This is a genomic window from Bacteroides cellulosilyticus DSM 14838 (assembly GCF_000158035.1).
GTDB classification, from domain to species: Bacteria; Bacteroidota; Bacteroidia; order Bacteroidales; family Bacteroidaceae; genus Bacteroides; species Bacteroides cellulosilyticus.
In genome coordinates, this window is sequence record NZ_EQ973490.1 from 506713 (window position 1) to 528726 (window position 22014).

The following is a 22014-nucleotide window of genomic DNA, read 5'->3' on the forward strand; positions in this document are numbered from 1 at the left end:
TTGGTTTAAAAATGAAAAGTCAATGCTAACCCATTGCATTCGGTACCCATCACCGGAGTCATCGACAAATACTTCTGTCCCGATTGTACGCATCCCCGCTTCGCACCGTTAGCAATGGCAGCATCCACCAAATTATAGATATAAAGGGCAACCGCCGCACCAATACATACGTTGCGGCCTGTCTCCCAATTATCCGCCTTGGAGTTGTAGGTCTTCGCATGCGCAGGTTGTTCCCTCATCTTTTTTACATAAGAAGCACGGGTATTCTCGCAAAGCACGATAGCTGCCGCCAAAGCCGCTTCACCTCCCAGAATGGAAAGTCCTTTTGCCGTACTGCCTTTATACAACTGTCCCACACCGGGAATTAAAGAATACGCCAGCCCACGAATCCCATACTTCTTTGTGAAAGTGACTTCTTGAAAACGTACCTTATCCGCATTATTAGCCACTTCAAACAATACCCAGCAATTGTATATGCCACTTTTGTCTTTTTCCCAATAAATATCAATCTGCGTAAAGGCTGTTTTAAAATTATCAAAATCAAGGTTATACGTATAGTTATGCTCGATATTTTCCGTATAAACATGATCCCGGCTTTCCGCCTTTATTTTCTCAATAGCTGTCCCCTTCACAGACACTCCATGCATACTTGCCAAATCTCCAACCAGAGTCAACACTGCGCTTTCGCAAGCATCAGACAGAGTTCTGCCCTCTCCATGGGCAACCTTGAAGTAATAGCTGTTATCATGATTTTTAGGAAAAACTCCATTCTTCCAACGCGGTGCAATTTTATCCGACTTATCGGGACGGGCCGCTTGCATACTTATGCCATACAAACAGAGCAACAGGAATACGAATATAGTTTTCATGTTATTACTCTGTTATTTGTGTTATCTTGTCATTGATGAAATCTGAAATTTGTGTTGCATACTCCTGTCTGAGTTTAGATTCCTCCAAAGCAGCATTCAAAGCTTTTTTTCTGATATCTAAAGCTTTATCTTCATTCACCAAGAAAATGATCTGGTATTCTTTAGCCCCATTCATATCCTTATATACACTATAACTTTCCGTTAAGGTTCCTTTGTTTATTAAAGTACCAAGCGCCCTTTCATAAGCACCATAAAAACGATCCAGTTCACCGGTCTCCGAATCCGCCGTAGCAACATCGGAAGTAGTACGCCCTTTGACATAGGAACTTGCTAAATTCGCATACGTCACAATCGCATTGTTATAGGCCGCCTGACGACAAACATTGGTACGCATACACCCTGATGATGTACCCACCAATTGCGTATAATTGCCATTCTGCAATTTGTCATAATGTTGTAGCAAAATAACCTCAAAGGATCTCGAAGTCGCATCCAGTTTCCAACCGTCTTTTTTGTACTCTTTCAACTTAGTTTTGTACTCTTTTTTTAGTTCTTTCTCTAATTGCTTATTTTGTGCTCTTCCACTCTGAGGCATTACACACAACAATACAATTGTCCAAACTACCACCCAAGGTTTCATTGTAAGTTTCATAATTTTTTTTTAATTTTAAAGGGCAGCAACATTGTCACTGTTTCATGTTTGTTACTTAATTTATCAATCTCTCATAAACAAAAAAAATCTTTTCACGTTATGTAATTAAACGGAAAGAGACGAATCAACTGCATTCTATTGGCTTAACTGATACTGATATGAGTGTTTTTGTTTCTTTGCAAAGATAAGCATGTATTAACATTGGTTATATCCACTATATTTGCTACATTTGCCCGATAAAATAAGAGTATTCCCCTAATTTTTACGACCATGGAGACTGACTTGAAGAAAATAGTAGGACAACGGCTGCAATTGCTCCGTATGGAAAAGAATCTGACACAGGAACAAATGGGCGAAAAGCTCAACTTGTCGACCAGTGCATACTGCAAAATTGAATATGGGGAAACTGACTTGACTTTGACACGGTTAAATAAAATTGCAGAAGTAATGAATATGTCGGCTATTGATTTATTCAGAAAAATAGACGGGAACTCATATTTCAACAATTCAAGTACCATTGGAACCAGCATCGGAATTGCCAGAGACTGTAGTACTATCAAAATAGAAGCATCGGAAGATCTTCGTGAGTTGATAAAGGCCAACAGTAAAATGATAGATATGCTGTGCAAAAGAATAGAAATGTTAGAAAATAAAATCCAGTAAGCAATCCGATTGCTTCTTTATTCCCACTTTGCTCTATTCTTTTATTTAATCTCACTTTCTTTCATCCTTCATTATCCCCCTGTTTATCGGCATTCAGGCTGAAACTACCGGCTGAAAGACAGGGAAATGCTTTCAGGCTTATCATTGAGGACACTCCTCACCTTTCACCCCTCAGCACTTCTGCATGAGGCAGCAAATAAGTAATATTACAGGTGACCGACTGAAAGTCGTTCGAGTGAACAACTTTAGTCGGTCAATCGAACAACTCCAGTTGTTCACTTGAACAACTCCAGTCGGTCATCAGTAAACAAGCACGCGAAGATCGCAAAGAAAGGGAGATCTGCCCGTAGATACTCCTCGAAGCTATCTTAATCATATATATGCGAAGCGGTAACTCCTTCTAACTCTTGATTCGCATAAGTCACTAAAAGCAGTTCAGTTTCTATATTTTTAGCGCGAAATAGAGTGATTTATAACAGAATGTAGTAACTTTGTGATCAAAGCAAACTTCAAAGACTATATGGAACAGATACAGAGACTTTATCCGATAGGTATACAGACCTTTTCCGAAATAAGGACAAAGAGATATTTGTATATCGACAAAACGGCATACGTCTACCACATGACGCATTCCGCATCAAAATACATGTTCCTGACTCGTCCGAGACGTTTCGGCAAGTCATTGCTCGTCTCCACCCTGCACAGTTATTTTGAAGGGAAGAAAGAGTTGTTTGAGAACCTTGCGATTGAAAAACTGGAGAAAGAATGGACGGCATACCCGGTGCTACACTTCGATATGAGTACGGCAAAGCATGCGGACAGGAACCAGCTTGTCAGCGAATTGGAAAGAAAACTTCTGGGATATGAAAAGATATATGGCCGCGGAGAAGGTGACATAGAAATCAACCAACGCTTGCAAGGCTTGATAGAACGGGCTTACACCCAGACCGGGCAACAGGTGATTGTTCTCATTGATGAGTATGATGCACCGCTTCTCGACGTGGTTCACGAAGAAAAGAATATGCCTGTGCTGCGAAACGTTATGCGAAACTTTTACAGCCCCCTAAAAGCATGCGACCCCTATTTGCGCTACGTGTTCCTGACCGGCATCACAAAATTCTCTCAGCTAAGCATCTTCAGCGAACTGAACAATATCGAAAATATCAGCATGGACGAGCCCTATGCGGCCATTTGCGGCATTACGGAAGAAGAACTGCTGACGCAGATGTCGGGTGATTTGAATAGGATGGCGGAAAGAATGAAGACGAGCCGCGACGAGGTCATCGCACTGCTGAAGGATAATTATGACGGTTATCATTTCACCTGGCCTTCTCCGGATATTTATAATCCTTTCAGCCTGCTCACCGCCATGGCCAAAGGTAAAATCGGCTCCTACTGGTTTGGCAGCGGCACCCCTACCTACCTGATAGAAATGCTAAACAAGTTCCATGTAAAGCCCCAGCAGATTGGAGGACGGAAAGTATTGGCCGAATCGTTCGACGCCCCTACCGAGCGGATGACCGACATCAATCCATTGCTCTATCAAAGTGGTTATGTAACGATAAAAAATCAGGATTCATTCACCGGTCTTTATACGCTCGATATCCCTAACAAAGAAGTCCGCATAGGATTGATGAAGAGCTTATTGTCCGGCTATTTAAACCAATATACCGCCGAAGGCTTCACTACAGTGGCACTTCTTTTTAAAGCAATTACCGAAGAAAGAATAGACGACGCCTTGCGCTTGTTGCAGACATTCCTCTCCACCATTCCGCAATGCGACAATACCGACTACGAAGGTCATTACCAGTCATTGCTCTACACCATTTTCAGTCTGCTGGGAATGTATGTAGATGTGGAAGTACGTACTCCCGACGGTCGTGTGGACATGGTGATGCGCACTCCATCCATACTCTACGTCATAGAACTGAAACTGAATAAAACAGCGGACATCGCCATGCAGCAAATTGACCTGAAAAACTATCCGGAACGCTTTGCCTTATGCGGACTACCGATAGTGAAAGTGGCAATAAACTTCGACAGCAAACGACATACGCTGGAAGACTGGATTATATCGTAGCCTGAATAACTCCTTTAACTCCTACCATGAATAATGTAGGGGAGACACTTACGATGGCTGAAAGCTGAAAATGTCCCTTCAGAACACTCTTTCAGCTGAAAGGCCGGTAAACAAGGAGGTTGCGGAAGCTGAAGGCACTGAAACTGTTTAAGAACACCGAAAAAACGACAACTTAAATCACACTCAAAAAAAGAACGTGGGCAGTGTTACTTGAGAGATTCTCAAGACAATTACACATATTCTATCCCTTCGACCTGAAAAATTCGCAAATAATACGTATGTTTGCGCCAAATAGGTCAATGAACATGAAAATACACAGAAATCTAATGCTTGTATGCCTGCTCCTCATGGCATCAATCTCTTATGCTCAATCCGAAACCATCGTTGTAGGAAAAAAAGCGGACGGAACGGACTTAAAAGCACAGTGCTACACTTTTCCGCAGCGGGTGGAAACTTTCTCCATGAGTGATAAAGGCGATTATCTCTGCGTCAGTTTCAGGGAAACCACTAAAAGCGGTAAGTATCTGAAGAATAAAGGAGAAATAGGTTTCTATGACACAAAGAGCAGTCAGCTCCTATGGAAACAGCCGATTGACTTCAGCAAATCACGGATAACTTGTCTTTCGGAAGGGGTCTTGATAACTGAAATCGGCAGCAAGATATCATTGCTCAGTAGAGAAACAGGAGCGAAGAGATGGGAAGCCAGTTTATTTCCGGTATATGTGGACGATTCATTGGGATTGGTCTTAGGTTATAACTCCCCTACCTCCAACAAACTCCGCGCTGTCAACTTGAAATTCGGTAACGATCTGTGGGAAAACAAAATACCTCATCAATACGGTTGGAACGAAGTTCTTGATCTGGAACAAAATAAACGCCTGATTGTAGCGGATGCATTGCATAAGCTGGATTTCATGACCGGAGAGTTACTGACCTATCCGGGCAAACCGGGAGCTCATGATACAAAAGCGGCATTGTTGCAAGGATTAGCCGCTGTAGCAGTCGGAGTAGCCGGTGGCGTAGCAACCGGTGGTGCCTATTATTACAGCTATGTTCCCATTGCCAATAATACAATCACGGGGTTGACTTCCAATATACTGTCTCAGGATTCACTTTATTACTGGGCAGACCGTCAACACATCTCCTGTATGGACACGGCTTTCAACGTAGTGTGGCAAACAGAGTTTCCTGATGTGAAAGCTTCCTGCTCTAAACTTTTCGTGCAAGATGATAAGTTATTCATGCTGAATTACGGCTACGGATTACGCGAAGGAGCAAGCCGCAAGAAATATGGACGCCCATTTATAGCCTGTTATAACTTGCTAAACGGAGAAGAAATCTTCTTCAACCAACTAAGCGTAAAGAAAGATATGATTGAAGATGCCCTGCGAACTGATGACGCACTCTACATGCTGTTTGATGACGGAATGGCTTATCAGGAGCTGACGGATTCCATCGTAAATATTGTACCTTGGGATACCAAGCAATACGGAAAGCTGGAAGCGATGCTGCCCGGTACATTCTATGCAGCCAACAAAGATACAACCGCTTTCAAGTCGCTCGCTTTCGATGGAGAACATTGCCTGGTATATAATGATCAAGGAGTTATCTATGAAGTAGACAAGGATTTGAACATCAGGAATACCTATGAACGGGAGCGGATTTACAGCCCCAGTATCCAACTAAAAGATTATTTATGTATCGGCAATCGTGGAGACTATTGGTTCATTCACGAAATGGGAATGCCTGTAGCCCATCTTGATACGGAGTTCAAAAAAGGGCGGGTGATTGGTAATAAGCTGCTGCTACTTAACAATGAAAACCAATTCCTGTTTATCGATCTGGATGAAGCGATAGAATAATCACTTGAAATCAAGTGCTAACTGCCCGTCACCCAATAGATTGAATGTCATGCGGTGATAAGGCGTAGTTCCACGTTCGGAGATGGCCGCACGATGTTTCTTCGTGGGGTATCCTTTGTTATGGTCCCAATCATAATATGGAAATTCTTCGTGAAGGCGGTTCATATAATCATCACGATAGGTTTTGGCAAGCACAGAAGCCGCCGCAATGGAAAGGTATTTACCGTCGCCTTTAATCACCGTGGTATGCGGAAGATCCTGATATTTCTTGAAGCGGTTGCCATCTATAAGCAGATGCTGCGGACGCATCTTTAATTGATCTACGGCACGATGCATGGCGAGGAAAGAAGCGTTCAGTATGTTAATCTTATCAATCTCTTCGGGAGATACAATGCCAACCGCCCATGCCAGTGCTTCTTTCTCAATCACTTCACGCAAAGCATAGCGCTGATGTTCCGTCAACTGTTTGGAATCATTCAGTAGTTCGTTCTTGAAATCTTTGGGAAGAATCACGGCAGCAGCATATACAGCTCCTGCCAGGCAACCACGTCCGGCCTCATCGCAACCGGCTTCAATCAGATCTTTATTCAAATAAGGCAATAGCATACAGCATTAATTTAGAGGCACAAAGATAAATCTTTTTGAAAGCAAACCTGACTTTTAAAGGAAAATAATTACATTTGCAGAAACAACAAATATACTATGAAGCAAGTACTGTATCTAATATTTGCAGTTTCCCTATTAACCACGATCCCCTTACAGGCTCAAGACAGCAAACAAGCCCAGACCTTATTAGAACAAGCTCAAAAAGCCCTGTTCAGCAATCCCAAGCAGGCATCATACTATGCAGCTCAGGCAGCTGCCTTATTTCCCGAAGACGAACCCAATGAAACCCGTGCACAAGCTATGATACTCTATTGCCAAGCAGAACAACTGCTGGGCAACTTCGATTTGAGTATCAAGAATTTATACGATACACAGAGATATATCAATCCCGCAAACAAACGGCAAACAGCTCAGCTTTATTCACTCATGGGACGTGTATATAGTAAGTTGGGCGATTATAACAAAGGGATAGAACTAAACGATAAGGCAACCTCTATTTTCAAGTCTTTAGGAGATTCAGCTTCAGTGGCCGGATGTTATAATGAGCGTGGAGTCATGCATTATCTGCTTGATGAATTTCTGGTAGCAGAAAGATTTCTTCAACGGGCCTTGACTATCAATCGTGCCCAAAGGAACTTAAAAGAGATTGCTACCAATCTGAACAATCTATGTCTATATCAAGGAGATACGGAAAAGAAACTGTCCTTTATTCAGGAAGCCATAGCCATCAACAAGAATCTGGATGCACAATGGTCATTGGGAGAGAACTACAACAATATGGGCAAGCAATATTACTTCGGCGAGCAATACTCCAAAGCTTTGGAAGCTTTGCAGAAAGCCTATGAATATGCCCATAATATCGGCGCCAAGGAATTGATTTGTGATTATTATGAATATTCGTCCTGGGTATATGCCGCCATAGGTGATTATGACCAGGCCTATAAACGGCTCAGTCAAATGTATGCCTTGAGCAAAGAGCTGCAAAGTAGCAACAAGTTGCGCAACATTGAACAGGAAATCTCTTATAAAAGATATCAGGATCAGAAATATGCTACCGAAATGCAGGAGCAAACTTATAAGATAGAACTACTAAAGCGCAACCTATGGCTTTTGGGCAGTATACTTATTCTTGGTTTAGCCTTCAGTATATTCTTATATAAATGGTATAAACGCAGAAAAGGACTTCAACTAATAGAAGCCCGATATCAACTGGAACTGTCACAACGGGAAATATCCGAATTGAAACTGCACCAACAGGAATTGGAACTGCAAAATGTACAGAGTGCCTTAGACAACAGTCAACAAGAAGTAACCAGCTTTGCCGTATTTCTGAGAAGCCGTAACGAGTTGCTGGGCAAAATACGTGAGATGATTAAGGAAGGGTATAGAATGGATAATCAAGCACTGGTTCCCCACTTAAAGAAGGTGAATGCTTTTATCAGCCAATACCAAAGCGGAGATAAGACCAATAATACATTGCTGCTGAGTGTTGAGGAGAAAAATAAAGAGTTTATCGAAAAACTCGTAAAGCAACACCCCAACCTCACACAAGGCGAAAAATATCTCGCAACTTTATTACGGGTGAATCTCTCTACAAAAGAAATCTCAATGATTACTGGAAGCACTCCCAAAACCATCAACATGAACCGTTACCGGTTGCGCAAATCACTCAACTTATCCACAGAAGAAGACTTAACTACATATTTGCAAAGTGTTTAACCTCATCCTTACACACAATAGCATTTTGTAGATATAATCCCAGAATTATATCACTATATATCAAACAATTAAGAATTCCATTGTAGTACAAATATTTCCTCTAAAAAGCCCTTTTGTAGATTAATTATAGAACCCCCAGATTGTGAACTTTGATAAATAACATTCTTATTTGTGGTGTGAAACACATTTTATTAACCTTAAAAAACCACACACATGGGTAGAATTATTAAGAATTGTTCCATGAAGAGAGTAGTCAAGTTAGCCTTACTCTTTGCTTTCCTAATTCCACTAAGTTCTTTAGCACAGAACATTCAACTGACAGGTACAGTAACCGATACAACAGGTGAAACTGTTATCGGTGCAAGTGTACTTGAAAAAGGTACTACTAACGGAGTGATTACCAATATAGACGGTAACTTCTCACTAAACGTTTCCCCTAAGGCAATTATCGTTATTTCTTACGTAGGATACACTACTCAGGAAATTCCTCTTAACGGTGCAAAAAACATTAAGGTAGTATTGAGAGAAGATACTGAAATGTTGGAAGAAGTAGTAGTCATCGGTTATGGTACCATGAAGAAAAGTGATATGACAGGTGCCATTTCATCTGTTGACGTCGAAGAACTATCCAAACGTACCACCACTAACCCCGCCGAAGCGCTGCAAGGTAAAATCGCCGGTGTAAACATTATGAAAGCAGGTGGTAACGCCGGTGCCGGCGTACAAGTAAAAATTCGTGGCGTAAAGACTTTCGGAGATAACGAACCTCTTTATATCATCGATGGTTTCCCGGGTGATATAAATGCTGTTAACCCGCAGGATATTCAAGCTATGGAAGTACTGAAGGATGGTGCTGCCGCTGCCATATACGGTTCGGTTGCTGCCAATGGTGTAATTATCGTAACTACTAAAAATGGTAAGAAAGGCGAAACAAAAATAGATTTCAGTGCATACGTAAGTATGACAAATGTAGCGAAAAAACTCGACTTGCTGAATGCAGAACAATATAAGAAAGTACATACACAAATGTATGAGAACTGGAACGCTCATGTAATAAATCATAAGTCGCAATACGACCCGAAAGGTAACGGTGCATGGGAAAAACAGATATTGGAACTGGAACCTTACATGACCAAGAATACCGGCATCGACACTGACTGGCAGGATGCAATGATGCGTACCGGTCTTTCACAGAACTATATGTTCAGTGTAAGAGGTGGTAGCGAAAATGCCCAATATTCCGTTTCATACAATCACGCTGATGACAAAGGTATTTTCCTTGGCAATGATTACCGTCAGGATAATGCACGCCTAAAACTGCACATGAGCAAATATATCTTTGATATTGACGCCAACATGGCTTTCAAATTCACAGATAGCAAACAGCCCGAATATCAGCTGAAAGAAATGTATATGATTTCTCCGCTGGTACCTATCTACAATGAAAATGAAGAATATGGCTTCGGTCTGACAAACTTCGATAACCTGCCCAACAATCGTAATGTTATGGCCGACCAGCACTACGAGAAATCTACAGATAAGAAGTATCATACCACCGCCAACGTAGCTTTAACTGCCAACTTCACTAAATGGTTGAGTTTCAAAACAAGTTATGCTTACCGTGGAGAGCATCAACGCCAAACTTACCATACACCGGCTTACATTTCCGACGTAAAAGCCAAGCGAGACTATCCGTATCATAGCGAAACCACCGCTTACTGGGAAGAACATGTATGGGAGAATGTACTGAGTTTCAACAAAGCATTCGGCAAACATTCTGTCAATGCCGTAGCCGGTACTTCAACCATGGCTCGCAAATATACATGGAATTCTGTAGGCGTAGAAGGTAAATCAACAACTTATAAGGTAGAGGACGGGCAATTGGTAATCGGTGAACAACCAGGAGGTTTCCTCGATCCGGGCTTCTCTACAATCGGCGCAGGTGCAGGTGGTACTTACGACGGTGACGGAACTAAATGGGATTACAGACGCGTATCCTTCTTCGGTCGCGTAAATTATAACTATAACGATCGTTATCTGATTCAGGCAACTGTACGTTCCGACGGTTCTTCCAAGTTTGGTGCTGACAACCGTTGGGGGGTCTTCCCATCAATAGCTGTGGGCTGGAGAATCAGTGAAGAAGAATTTTTCCCAAAAGGTATTGCGCTGAACAATTTGAAATTGCGTGCCAGCTGGGGACGTCTGGGTAACGAAAATGCCTTGGGATATTATGACTTCCTCGCTCTAATTTCTACTTATAACACCAAATACCAGGGATATGTAAAAGGTAACGGTGATAATGCATGGGCAGGAAGTATTGCCCGCGGGCTGGAGAATCGTTCGTTGAAATGGGAAACTACAGATACTAAGAATATTGGTCTTGACTTCGGTTTCTTCAACAACAAACTGACCGGTGCTATGAACTACTATTACAATCAAACCGAAGAACTCTTGATTACGAAAGCACTTCCACCTTCTGCCGGCTTGAACAACCCAATCCTGAATGTGGGTAAAATCCGCAACTCCGGTGTTGAAGTTGAGATAAACTGGGCTGACTCAAAAGGTGGTTTCGATTATAACATCGGTATGAATTTCAGTACAACCAAAAATAAAGTTGTAGAACTGGCAGACAAAGGACAGGTTCTTTACGGTGAAGGTTTGAAATATGGAACCGAACACTTCCCAACCCAGACGCGCGTTGGCAAACCTATCGGTGCATTCTATCTTTATAAGACCAACGGTTTGTTCCAAAGCAATGAAGAAGCCCGCCAATATGTAAATGCAGATGGAGACGAGTATCAGCCTTTCGCCGATGCCGGTGATATCCGCTTTGTAGATGTAAATGGCGACGGCTCTATTGACGACGACGATAAGGTCTATTGTGGATCGGGTATACCTACACTGGAAGTTAACCTGAATTTCTCTGCCGGCTATAAAGGCTTCGACCTTTCTGTTGTATTGGGTAGTGCATGGGGACACAAGATTTATAATGGTAACAAGTACTTCTATGAAGGAATGAACTCCGGTTCCAACTTCCTCACATCATCCTTGAATGCCTGGACACCTCAAAATACCAATACAAACATACCTCGCGCCATCTTCAACGACCCGAACGGTAACTTGAAGGAGTCTGACCGCTTCATTGAGAAAGGTGACTTTGTCCGCCTCCGTCAATTACAATTAGGTTATACCCTACCGAAAAAAATAATGCAAAAAGTATTCATCGAGAGATTGCGTTTTTATGTAAGTGGTGAAAACCTCTTCACAATCACCGGATACGACGGCATCGACCCCGAATTCTCACGTGTAAGTGTATTGAACACCGGTATTGATAAACTGATTTATCCGTTTACCCGTTCATTCACTTTGGGTGCCCAACTTACTTTCTAACTCATTTAACATTGTATAAACATGAAAAAAGTAATATATATAGCCAGCCTTTGTTTTGCATCGCTCTTTGTGAACTCTTGTGATGATTATCTAACCTTGGAATCTCCCGACCAGTTGACTTCGGGAAGTTTCTGGCGTAACGAAAGTGATGCACAAGCCGGAATATCGGCTGCATATTCGCAATTAGAATACTACATTGACACCTGGGAATTTGCCGAAGTTAAATGGCCGGTGGAAGCTTACCGTGAAGACATTATCAATATGGGTAACGATGCACGTAACTATCCCAACTGGCTCGAACTCTACAATTTCACTTATACAAACGGTAACTCACAGTTCAGCAATTATTGGTGGAACAACTACAAAGGAGCCAGCTTTGCCAATCAGGTAATAGAGAAAGTGACAGAGATGGAAGAAGGAACTATCGACCCTACTGTCCGCACGCAAATTATAAACGAAGGTTATTTTCTTCGCGCTTACTATCACCTTAAATTGCTTTTGAATTGGAAAGAAATTATCATCCGTGACAAGTATATCACCAGTCAGGCAGAATTAAGCAAAGGACTTTCACCGCGTCCCGATGCCTGGGATTTTATTATAGAAGATTTAAAGCGAGCCACTGCTCTCCCTTCTTCTTATGACAACGACAACATCGGTCGAGCCACCAGTGGGGCAGCCAATGCCTATTTAGGTTTTGCCTATCTGACACGCGCTTACGAAGAATCTGACAAGAAGACAGAATATCTGAATGAGGCACTTACAGCACTAAACAATGTCAAAGGCTACGAACTGGTAAAGAAGTTTTCAAGTATGTTTGACGCCAGCAACAAAAACAGCAAAGAATCTATCTTTGAGTTGCAGACTTCCATGAGTAGTGCCAATGGTGCTAATTATCGCACTCAACTCCACCGTTGGATAGGTACATCCGAACTTTGGGGATGGGATGAGATTCTTCCGAGTAATGTATTGATGGAAGCGTACATGAAAGAAGGTGAGATTGCCACAACCGGACGCTATGACTCACGCTTGTATGAGAGTGTATTCTTCCAATGTGATTATTTCAATGATGGAAGCGGGCGTGTTTACGGGGGCGATTATGACAACTGGTTCTGTAGTTTCGATGATAAGAATAACCCTATTCCCGGTACAAGTTACAATCGGCCTTCCTTCCGCAAGTTTATGCCCACCGACTATGATGGCTTATACAATAATTATTGTGCCATCAACATTCCTTTGATGCGTTATGCCAATGTATTGTTAATGAAGGCGGAAGTATTGAACGAGCAAGGCCATCCCGAGCAAGCCATTCCGCTGATTAATGAAATCAGAAATGTACATGGAGACATGCCTGCCATGAAAGGGACTTCACAACAAGAGGTACGTGAGCAAATAGAACATGAACGTATGATTGAATTCCCGCTGGAAAACTGGCGCTGGTATGATTTACGCCGTTGGGGCAAATTAGCGTCAGCCTTGGCAGATGCAGGACGCGCCGGCTTTAATGTAGAGAAGAATTCGTTCTACCCTATTCCGTTGACTGAAATCAATTCGAACGACCAAATTAACAAATAAATTCTCTCTTCACTCAATATGACATCCTAACGAGACGGTATTTACCTACAGTGATACCGCCTCGTTATATTCAAATGAATTATCTTTGCCCTCAAAAACGACATAGATATGTTTACAATTATCGGACTGATGCTCACAGGAATGCTGCTGGGCTACCTCTTACGGAAACGGAATTTAAGTAAAATACATAAGGTGATCACAGTGCTGATCTGGGTGCTGCTCTTCATTCTCGGCATTGAAGTGGGAGGAAACGAGCAAATTATCAAAGGACTGCACACCATTGGCCTTGAAGCCATCATACTCACCATAGGTGGAACTCTGGGAAGTGTGATTGCCGCTTGGGCACTGTGGAGGGCCTTATACAAACGGAAAGGAGGACAAGCATGAAAGGAAGTCTTATCATAGTCGGCTTTTTTGTGCTGGGGACACTTTGCGGAGTCTTTCACCTGATACCTATCGACATCGTAGTAGATAGTAAAGTCAGCTTTTATGCACTTTGCGCACTGATGTTCAGTGTAGGGCTAAGTGTAGGCAATGACCCGCAAACGTTGAAAAATTTTCGTTCACTCAATCCACGGTTGATATTCCTGCCTATCATGACCATTCTGGGCACGTTGGCAGGTTCTGCCGCAGTCAGCCTGATACTGACACACCGTTCCCTGACAGATTGCCTGGCTGTAGGTTCGGGCTTCGGTTACTATTCACTCTCCAGTATCTTCATTACCGAATATAAAGGAGCTGAATTAGGAACAATTGCCCTGCTCGCCAACATCAGCCGTGAGATTCTGACCCTGCTGGCTGCACCATTACTGGTGCGTTGGTTCGGCAACCTCGCCCCTATCTCTGCCGGAGGGGCAACTACGATGGACACCACACTGCCCATCATTACACGAACGGCCGGACAACAATTTGTAGTTGTCTCCATCTTCCACGGATTTGTAGTGGATTTCAGCGTTCCGTTCCTTGTGACACTGTTTTGTTCTATTTAATACTGTTTTGAAATGACAGCTTAGAAGCGAATTGGTACGCGGACGACACAGACGAAGCGGACAAATGCGGATTTTAATTTTCATTTCAGAACTTAAAGCAAATTATCATGAAAGCCAAAATTTATACTTTACTCTTTTCCTCATTGCTTTGTGTTTCTGCCCTGGCTGATAACGAACCTTGGCAGAACCCACAAATCAACGAGATAAACAGAGAGCCGATGTATGCGCACTTCATCCCATTTACGAATGAAGCCAACGCTTTGAAACAACGCTCTCTCCCCGCCGATGTGCGTTTCGATGTGAATCCTGCGACAGAAAGACGAGTTTCTCTGGATGGAACCTGGGAATTCCTGTTTTCAAAGAATAACGATCTTTGTCCAAAGGATTTCCATAAACCCGGATACAATACCCGGAAGTGGAGCAAAATACAAGTTCCCGGAAGTTGGGAACTACAAGGATTCGATGCTCCTATCTATACGGATACCCGCTATCCATTTCCCGCCAATCCTCCGTATGTGCCCACCGATTACAATCCGGTAGGAGCTTACATCCGTGAGTTTACCGTCCCGAATGGTTGGGAAGGTATGGATATCTTCCTTGACTTCGAAGGAGTGGAATCCGCTTATTATGTATGGGTGAACGGTGAGCTTGCCGGATATGCCGAAGACAGCCGTCTACCGTCTCACTTCAACGTTACGAAGCTGTTGAAAAAAGGCAGTAATAAACTTGCCGTGAAAGTATTCCGTTACAGCGACGGCTCCTATCTTGAAGGGCAAGACTACTGGAAATACAGTGGCATTGAGCGGGATGTATATCTCTATGCCCGTCCGCAAAGCCGTGTCCGTGACTTCCGGATGACTGCCGAGTTAGTCAATGATTACAAAGATGGGGAACTAAACCTCGATGTATTACTTCACCAACCGAAAGTCGGAGAAACCGTTGAAGTCAAGGTATTGGATAAAGGCAAGGAAATTTACAACCGGAAGAAGTCCATCACTTCCATCACTGATACTCTGTTCAGCCAACAGGAGATTTTCCCGAATATACGTGTATGGAATGCTGAAACGCCAAATACTTACACATTAGTAGTCAGCACCTTCGACGCCCAGGGAAAACCGCTGGAATCTTTCACTCACCTTTTTGGTTTCCGCACGGTAGAGATGCGCAACGGAATGCAGATGATCAACGGGAAAGCAGTACTGTTTAAAGGAGTAAACCGTCACGAGCACGATCCACACAAAGGGCGCACTATCAGTGTCGCTTCCATGATACATGATATTCAGTTGATGAAACAGTTTAATCTGAACGGTGTACGCAACTGTCACTATCCGAACTACTCTGCCTGGTACGAGCTTTGCACCGAATTCGGTCTGTACATGGTGGATGAAGCCAATATCGAAAGTCATGGCATGATGGATCACAAGGATGGCACGCTGGCTAATTATCCGGACTGGGAACTCCACTTCATGGAGCGCATGAGCCGCATGATAGCACGCGACCGTAACTACTCAGCCATCGTCACCTGGTCCATGGGTAATGAATCCGGGTATGGCAAACATTTTGAAACGCTGTACGATTATACTAAGAAAATAGATCCTACCCGTCCGGTACAATACGAAGGAGGCGGCTACGATGCAAAAAGCGACATTTACTGTCCGATGTATGCACGTATCTGGTCACTGCGCCGCCACATCAATCAGCGTGACAAACGCCCCTTGATTATGTGTGAGTACGCCCATGCAATGGGTAACAGCGTAGGAAACTTCCAGGATTACTGGGATTTGATTTATAAATATGACCAGCTACAAGGCGGATTTATCTGGGACTGGGTAGACCAGACATTCGCCATCAAAGATAAAAACAACCGTGATATCTGGGCATTCGGAGGCGACATGGGCTTTGTAGGCATCGTCAACGACTCTAACTTCTGTGCCAACGGACTGGTAGCTGCCGACCGTTCTCTCCATCCGCACATCTATGAGGTGAAGAAAGTATTGCAATACATTCACTTCGAACCGGTAGCTTTTACTCCGAACAAGATAAAAGTCAGCAATCGGCATGATTTCATCGGTTTGGAAGGATATACCCTGCGTTGGGCAGTAGAGTGCGACGGAAAAGCGGTACAAGGAGGTGAAATGGACTTCCCCGTAATCACTCCGGGAAGTTCTGCCAATATAGAATTACCCTTGAAAGCATTGCCTGCCGACGGTAAGGAATATTTCCTGACTCTGCGCGCATTCACCAAGCATGAAGCTCCGCTGATACCGAAAGGACATGAAGTGGCCATCGAGCAATGGATACTCCCCACGACTCAAATCACCGGAAAGGTTCAGCCCGCCAACAGTACGTTGGCAACAGACCGGAATAATGAAGCGATCACACTGAAAGGAAATAACTTCCAGATAACCTTCTCTACCCAAAACGGTGAGATGACAGAACTGATCTACCATGGAAAGAATCTGATTAAAGAGGGATTACAACCCAACTTCTGGCGTCCGTTGACGGACAACGATATTCCTAATGGACATCTCAATCGCTGCGCCACCTGGAAGACTGCCGGAAAGGATGCCAAACTAGAGAATCTGGAAGTTACGGAGAAACAGCAGATTGTCATTGTAACGGCTACTTATAAGATGGAGGCACAAGGCTCTACATTGCAAACAATCTATGATATTCATCCTGACGGTGCCGTCCGGGTGAGCATGCACTTCACCCCGGGCAAACAGGCGCTGAATGAAATGCCTCGTCTGGGTATGCGCATGATACTTCCGGCAGAATATGAAATGATGTCCTGGCTGGGACGCGGTCCGCAAGAAAACTATGCAGACCGGAAGACAGGAGCATTGATAGGCCTGTATAATGCTACGGTTTGGGAACAATTTCATCCGTATGTACGTGCTCAGGAAACGGCCAATCACTGTGATGTGCGTTGGGTTGCCCTGCGCAATGTTGCCGGAGAAGGTTTACTGGTTACGGGAGAAGATCCTCTGAGCGTAAGTGCCTGGAACTTCCCGATGGAGGACATTGAATATCGTCCCTCGCAGGTAGAACGCCGTCATGGAGGAAGTATCCTGAAAAAGGATATAATTTGGCTAAACATCGATCATCAGCAGATGGGTGTGGGTGGTGACAATACCTGGGGAGCACAGGTACATCCCGAATACACTATCACGCCACACGAGTGGAAATACAGTTTCACACTGCAACCGCTCGGAGCAAAGGATGATGCAGCGGAACAGGCTCATAAATGTTGGTTCTGAGAGATAAATGATAATTTATCATCTAAAAAGAAATCATTAATTATAAATTAGATCATGCGACATAAGTTTATACACATTATTTGTATTACTCTGCTGGTTACAGGCATCACCGCCTGCACTCCCGGCAACAAAAACACTGCGGAAAAGCGGTATACATTCAATAATATACTGGATATCGCCTACACTCCCGATACCTTGCACCGCTGCTACGGCTGGTTCACAGATGCCGGCTCGTGGATGGGTTTCACTCTTCCCGAGAAAGAGAATTGGGTAAACGGTTTCTGCGGCCCATTCAGTCTGGATATGTTCCGCCGCCAGTGGATGGCTCAATCCGCTGTTACAGTAGGTTTTAGTCAGAAAGTCTCGGATACCTTTGTGCCTGACTCCACCTGTTACTATCCCGGAGAACTGTATATGTCCGCCCATTCCGGCAACGGAACTATCACCCAGCGGCTTAACTTCGTAAGTGCCTCCACCGCATTGCTCCGTATAGAAGCCGACAAAGCGGAAGAACTGATGCTGACCGGCAGCCAATGGGGAAAGAATATAACCGTAAGCGTAGAGCAGAACTCTGTAATAGCCCGCCATCCCAGTGGAGAAAGCGTAACTGTAACGTTCCCTCCCGATGTGAAACTTACCGGAACGGATAACAATTACACCGCCCTTATCCACACCTCTAAGTATCCCGTAAATGTAGCCATTTCCTTCTTCACCTCCGAAAAGGAAATGACAGTCGGATTACAGAACCTCCCCAACCTGCTCAATAATCCCGAGAAAGCATTGCAAGCCAATGCCGAACGTTGGGAAGGATACCTGACGAAGATACTGCGTACCGACATGAAACCCGAATACGACCGCATCGCCGTGAAAGCCGTAACCACTCTTATCTCCAACTGGCGCACCCACCGCGGTGGCCTGTTGCACGAGGGTATTGTCCCAAGCCATGCAGTTGGCTACTTTGTAGGTTTCTGGGCATGGGATACCTGGCGTTTCAGTGCGGGGACTGCTAAGTTCGATCCTGAACTGGCAAAGAATAACATCCGCGCCATGTTCGATTATCAGCAACCGGACGGCATGGTAATCGACTGTATCTACACTGATCCATCCGAAAACAATGCCCGTGACAGCAAACCGCCTCTGGTATGTTGGGCTGTAGACGAGATTTTCACGCATACAGGCGACACGGCTTTCGTTTCCGAGATGTATCCGCAACTGCTTTCTTATTATAAGTGGTGGTATCAGAAACGCGACCATAATCATAATGGTATGTGCGAATACGGTGCCACTGACGGTACTCTGGAAGCAGCCGCCTGGGAAAGCGGAATGGACAATGCCATTCGTTTTGACGACGCCATGATGCTGAAAAACGACGGAGGCGAGGATGCCTGGAGTATGGACCAGGAAAGTGTAGACCTGAACGCCTACCTGGCACTGGAATGTAAGTTACTAAAGAAGTTTGCCGGATTACTGAATGTCCCATTCGATGCTCCCGACTATAGTAATAAAGTAGCCGATTATTTCTTTGATCCCAAACTCAACTTCTTCTTTGACCGCCGCCTGAAAGACGGCTCATTTATTGAAGAACCGGGATGCGAAGCCTATACTCCGTTGTGGACTCAGATTGCCACGCAAGAACAAGTAGACAAGATGTTGCCCATGCTTCAGGATACAGCAAAGTTCTCAACGTATATTCCTTTCCCCACCATTGCCGCAGATAATCCCAAGTATAACCCGCGCGGCTACTGGCGTGGTCCTATCTGGCTAGATCAAACTTACTTTGCCATCCGCGGGCTCCGCAACTACGGTTATCATAAGCTCGCTGATGAATACACCTTGCAGGTATTCGACCGCCTTAACGGACTGAAAGAAGGAGCGCCCATCCACGAGAACTACGGCACTCACACCGGAGAGCGATTGAAAGCGCCACACTTTAGCTGGAGTTCATCCCATCTATTGATGATGTACGATGATTACGGGAAGTAATTCCCATTCCCTCTAATAGAAACGCCCGTTCTCATTAAGGAAACGGGCGTTTCTATTAGAGGGAATAACAAACAGGCTTCTTAGAAGAGGCTCCACGCAACCGTCAGCCCCGCCATCACGATAGCTACCATACTCATCAGCTTGATAAGTATATTCAAACTCGGACCGGAAGTATCTTTGAACGGGTCACCTACCGTATCGCCTACCACAGTAGCTTTATGTACTTCGCTACCCTTACCACCAAAGTTACCTTCTTCCACATATTTCTTTGCATTATCCCATGCACCGCCGGCATTCGCCATAAAGATGGCAAGAACGAAGCCGCTGCTCAATCCACCGATCAGCAGCCCCAACACACCGGGAACGCCAAAGATAAGTCCCGTTGCAATCGGAGCAATAATGGCTATCAGCGAAGGAACTACCATTTCACGCTGTGCCCCTTTTGTAGAAATCTCTACACAACGCTCGTAATCCGGTTCTGTCTCACCGGTAAGTATACCTTTGATTTCACGGAACTGGCGGCGTACTTCATCCACCATGTGAGCAGCAGCACGGCCAACAGCATTCATTGTCAATCCGCAGAAAAGGAATGCCATCATACTGCCCAGGAACATACCCGAAAGAACCTTCGGATTCATCAATGTCACATCATAATGATGCATAAAATCGAAGAAAGTGGCATCCTGAAGGGCCACGGAGTTACCATGAGGAAGCGTTAAATCAGTAGTTCCCAAACGAGTCAGTCCGATACGGATTTCTTCAATATAAGAAGCAAGCAGGGCAAGTCCCGTAAGTGCAGCCGAACCAATGGCAAAACCCTTTCCGGTAGCAGCAGTAGTATTTCCCAAAGAGTCGAGAGCATCCGTACGTTTACGAACTTCCGCACCCAGACCGGACATTTCAGCGTTTCCGCCCGCATTATCAGCAATAGGACCATAAGCATCCGTAGCAAGCGTAATGCCCAGGGTGGAAAGCATACCTACGGCAGCAATACCGATACCGTAAAGTCCCATACCTACATTATTGAAATCGAACCCTGATGCAAACAGGTAGGAAGCAATAATACCGACTACCACAGCAATCACAGGAATCGCAGTAGACAGCATACCCAAACCGATACCGGAGATAATCACCGTTGCCGGGCCAGTCTTTCCGCTTTCGCTCAACTTCTGAGTAGGACGATAGGATTGTGAGGTATAATATTCCGTAGAACGTCCGATGATGATGCCGACTACCAGACCGACTATAACGGCACAAGATATCCACATCCAGTTATCAAGTTTCAATAACCAAAGAATAAAGAAAGTAGCCACAACAATCAGCACTGAACTCAGGTTCGTACCGAAAGCCAACGAAGCGAGCAGGTCTTTCATCTTCGCATTCTCCTTGGTACGTACTGCGAATATACCGATAATAGAAAGAAGAATACCTACGGCCGCAATCAGCATCGGAGCTATAACAGCTTTGAACTGCATGGCCGTATCTCCCGTATGAATAAAGGCAGCAGCACCCAGAGCGGCAGTTGCCAGGATAGAGCCACAATAACTTTCATAGAGGTCTGCACCCATACCGGCTACATCGCCTACGTTGTCACCTACATTATCGGCAATCGTTGCAGGATTACGCGGGTCATCTTCGGGAATACCGGCCTCAACCTTACCTACCAGGTCAGCGCCTACATCGGCAGCTTTCGTATAAATACCTCCACCTACACGGGCAAAGAGCGCTTGTGTGGAAGCACCCATTCCGAAAGTAAGCATGGTGGTAGTGATAATGCAGAGTTTATGAGTCGGAGTCAAAACATCTTCCGGTATAACCGCATTCAATAACAGATACCAGAAAGAAATATCGAGCAAGCCCAAACCCACTACGACCAGTCCCATTACCGCACCGCTACGGAAAGCAACACGCAATCCCGCATTCAGTGAGCTACGGGCAGCATTTGCTGTGCGTGCCGAAGCATACGTTGCCGTCTTCATACCGAGGAATCCGGAGAGGCCGGAGAAGAAACCGCCCGTCAGGAAAGCAATCGGTACCCAACGATTCTGTACATCGAAACCATAAGCCATAATAGCGAAAAGGATCACAAGTCCCAGAAATACCCAGCCAACTATCTTATACTGTTGTTTCAGATAAGACATCGCGCCTTTACGCACAGCGGCGGCAATCTTTATCATTTGCGGAGTACCCTCACTCTCTTTCATCATTTGCTTATGGAAATAATAAGCAAAGCAGAGAGCTAAAACGGAAGCGGCCGGAATCAGCCAGAAAAGCAAACTGTCCATGGTGTTAATCGTATTAAAAGGTTGATTGAAAGTCTAAAAGTATTGATTTGAAACGAAATAAGCAAAGGAATAAAAGAAAAATCA

14 protein-coding genes are annotated in these 22014 nt (G+C 44.3%); 10 read left to right on the forward strand and 4 right to left on the reverse strand.

Features of this window, described 5'->3' with window-relative positions; genetic code table 11:
- Window positions 1–5: 5 nt before the first annotated feature.
- Both BACCELL_RS06700 and BACCELL_RS06705 read right to left on the reverse strand, forming a co-directional pair.
- The gene (locus BACCELL_RS06700) at window positions 6–869 is read right to left on the reverse strand and encodes a hypothetical protein (RefSeq protein ID WP_007210884.1); all 864 of its coding nucleotides are present in this window, start codon (window positions 867–869) and stop codon (window positions 6–8) included.
- Between the two features lie 4 nt (window positions 870–873).
- Window positions 874–1521 carry a hypothetical protein gene (locus BACCELL_RS06705; protein WP_007210885.1) on the reverse strand — a complete coding sequence of 216 codons (648 nt, stop codon included), beginning with the start codon at window positions 1519–1521 and terminating at the stop codon, window positions 874–876.
- Window positions 1522–1791: 270 nt separating this feature from the next.
- On the opposite strand from BACCELL_RS06705, the gene BACCELL_RS06710 reads away from it, so the two are divergent.
- From BACCELL_RS06710 to BACCELL_RS06720, 3 genes are all read left to right on the forward strand, one after another.
- Complete coding sequence (locus tag BACCELL_RS06710) at window positions 1792–2184, forward strand: helix-turn-helix domain-containing protein (protein ID WP_007210887.1); 393 nt, start codon at window positions 1792–1794, stop codon at window positions 2182–2184.
- A 520-nt stretch (window positions 2185–2704) separates the two neighbouring features.
- The gene (locus BACCELL_RS06715) at window positions 2705–4264 is read left to right on the forward strand and encodes an ATP-binding protein (RefSeq protein ID WP_044153664.1); all 1560 of its coding nucleotides are present in this window, start codon (window positions 2705–2707) and stop codon (window positions 4262–4264) included.
- 305 nt (window positions 4265–4569) lie between these two features.
- Window positions 4570–6126: a PQQ-like beta-propeller repeat protein gene (locus tag BACCELL_RS06720; RefSeq protein ID WP_242577622.1), complete on the forward strand. Its 1557-nt coding sequence runs from the start codon at window positions 4570–4572 to the stop codon at window positions 6124–6126.
- Here BACCELL_RS06720 and BACCELL_RS06725 read toward each other — a convergent pair whose 3' ends face one another.
- Window positions 6127–6732 carry a ribonuclease HII gene (locus BACCELL_RS06725; RefSeq protein ID WP_007210891.1) on the reverse strand — a complete coding sequence of 202 codons (606 nt, stop codon included), beginning with the start codon at window positions 6730–6732 and terminating at the stop codon, window positions 6127–6129.
- A gap of 96 nt (window positions 6733–6828) precedes the next feature.
- Between BACCELL_RS06725 and BACCELL_RS06730 the strand changes: the two genes are divergently transcribed.
- From BACCELL_RS06730 to BACCELL_RS06760, 7 genes are all read left to right on the forward strand, one after another.
- Window positions 6829–8451 (forward strand): tetratricopeptide repeat protein, encoded by a 1623-nt coding sequence (locus tag BACCELL_RS06730; protein WP_007210892.1) that lies wholly within the window; start codon window positions 6829–6831, stop codon window positions 8449–8451.
- Window positions 8452–8664: 213 nt separating this feature from the next.
- Window positions 8665–11841: a SusC/RagA family TonB-linked outer membrane protein gene (locus BACCELL_RS06735; RefSeq protein ID WP_044153450.1), complete on the forward strand. Its 3177-nt coding sequence runs from the start codon at window positions 8665–8667 to the stop codon at window positions 11839–11841.
- 21 nt (window positions 11842–11862) lie between these two features.
- Window positions 11863–13413, forward strand: coding sequence for a RagB/SusD family nutrient uptake outer membrane protein (locus BACCELL_RS06740; protein ID WP_007210894.1), 1551 nt, complete (start codon window positions 11863–11865; stop codon window positions 13411–13413).
- A 108-nt stretch (window positions 13414–13521) separates the two neighbouring features.
- Window positions 13522–13800 (forward strand): LysO family transporter, encoded by a 279-nt coding sequence (locus tag BACCELL_RS06745; protein ID WP_007210895.1) that lies wholly within the window; start codon window positions 13522–13524, stop codon window positions 13798–13800.
- Window positions 13797–14402, forward strand: a complete 606-nt coding sequence (locus tag BACCELL_RS06750; RefSeq protein ID WP_007210896.1) for a LysO family transporter — start codon at window positions 13797–13799, stop codon at window positions 14400–14402. Before BACCELL_RS06745 ends, BACCELL_RS06750 begins: the two co-directional genes overlap by 4 nt.
- A gap of 107 nt (window positions 14403–14509) precedes the next feature.
- Window positions 14510–17662 carry a beta-galactosidase, LacZ type gene (gene lacZ / locus BACCELL_RS06755; protein WP_007210897.1) on the forward strand — a complete coding sequence of 1051 codons (3153 nt, stop codon included), beginning with the start codon at window positions 14510–14512 and terminating at the stop codon, window positions 17660–17662.
- A 54-nt stretch (window positions 17663–17716) separates the two neighbouring features.
- Window positions 17717–19645 carry an MGH1-like glycoside hydrolase domain-containing protein gene (locus BACCELL_RS06760; RefSeq protein WP_044153452.1) on the forward strand — a complete coding sequence of 643 codons (1929 nt, stop codon included), beginning with the start codon at window positions 17717–17719 and terminating at the stop codon, window positions 19643–19645.
- Between the two features lie 80 nt (window positions 19646–19725).
- On the opposite strand, the gene BACCELL_RS06765 is transcribed toward BACCELL_RS06760, so the two are convergent.
- Complete coding sequence (locus BACCELL_RS06765) at window positions 19726–21930, reverse strand: sodium-translocating pyrophosphatase (protein ID WP_007210900.1); 2205 nt, start codon at window positions 21928–21930, stop codon at window positions 19726–19728.
- Window positions 21931–22014: the final 84 nt, after the last annotated feature.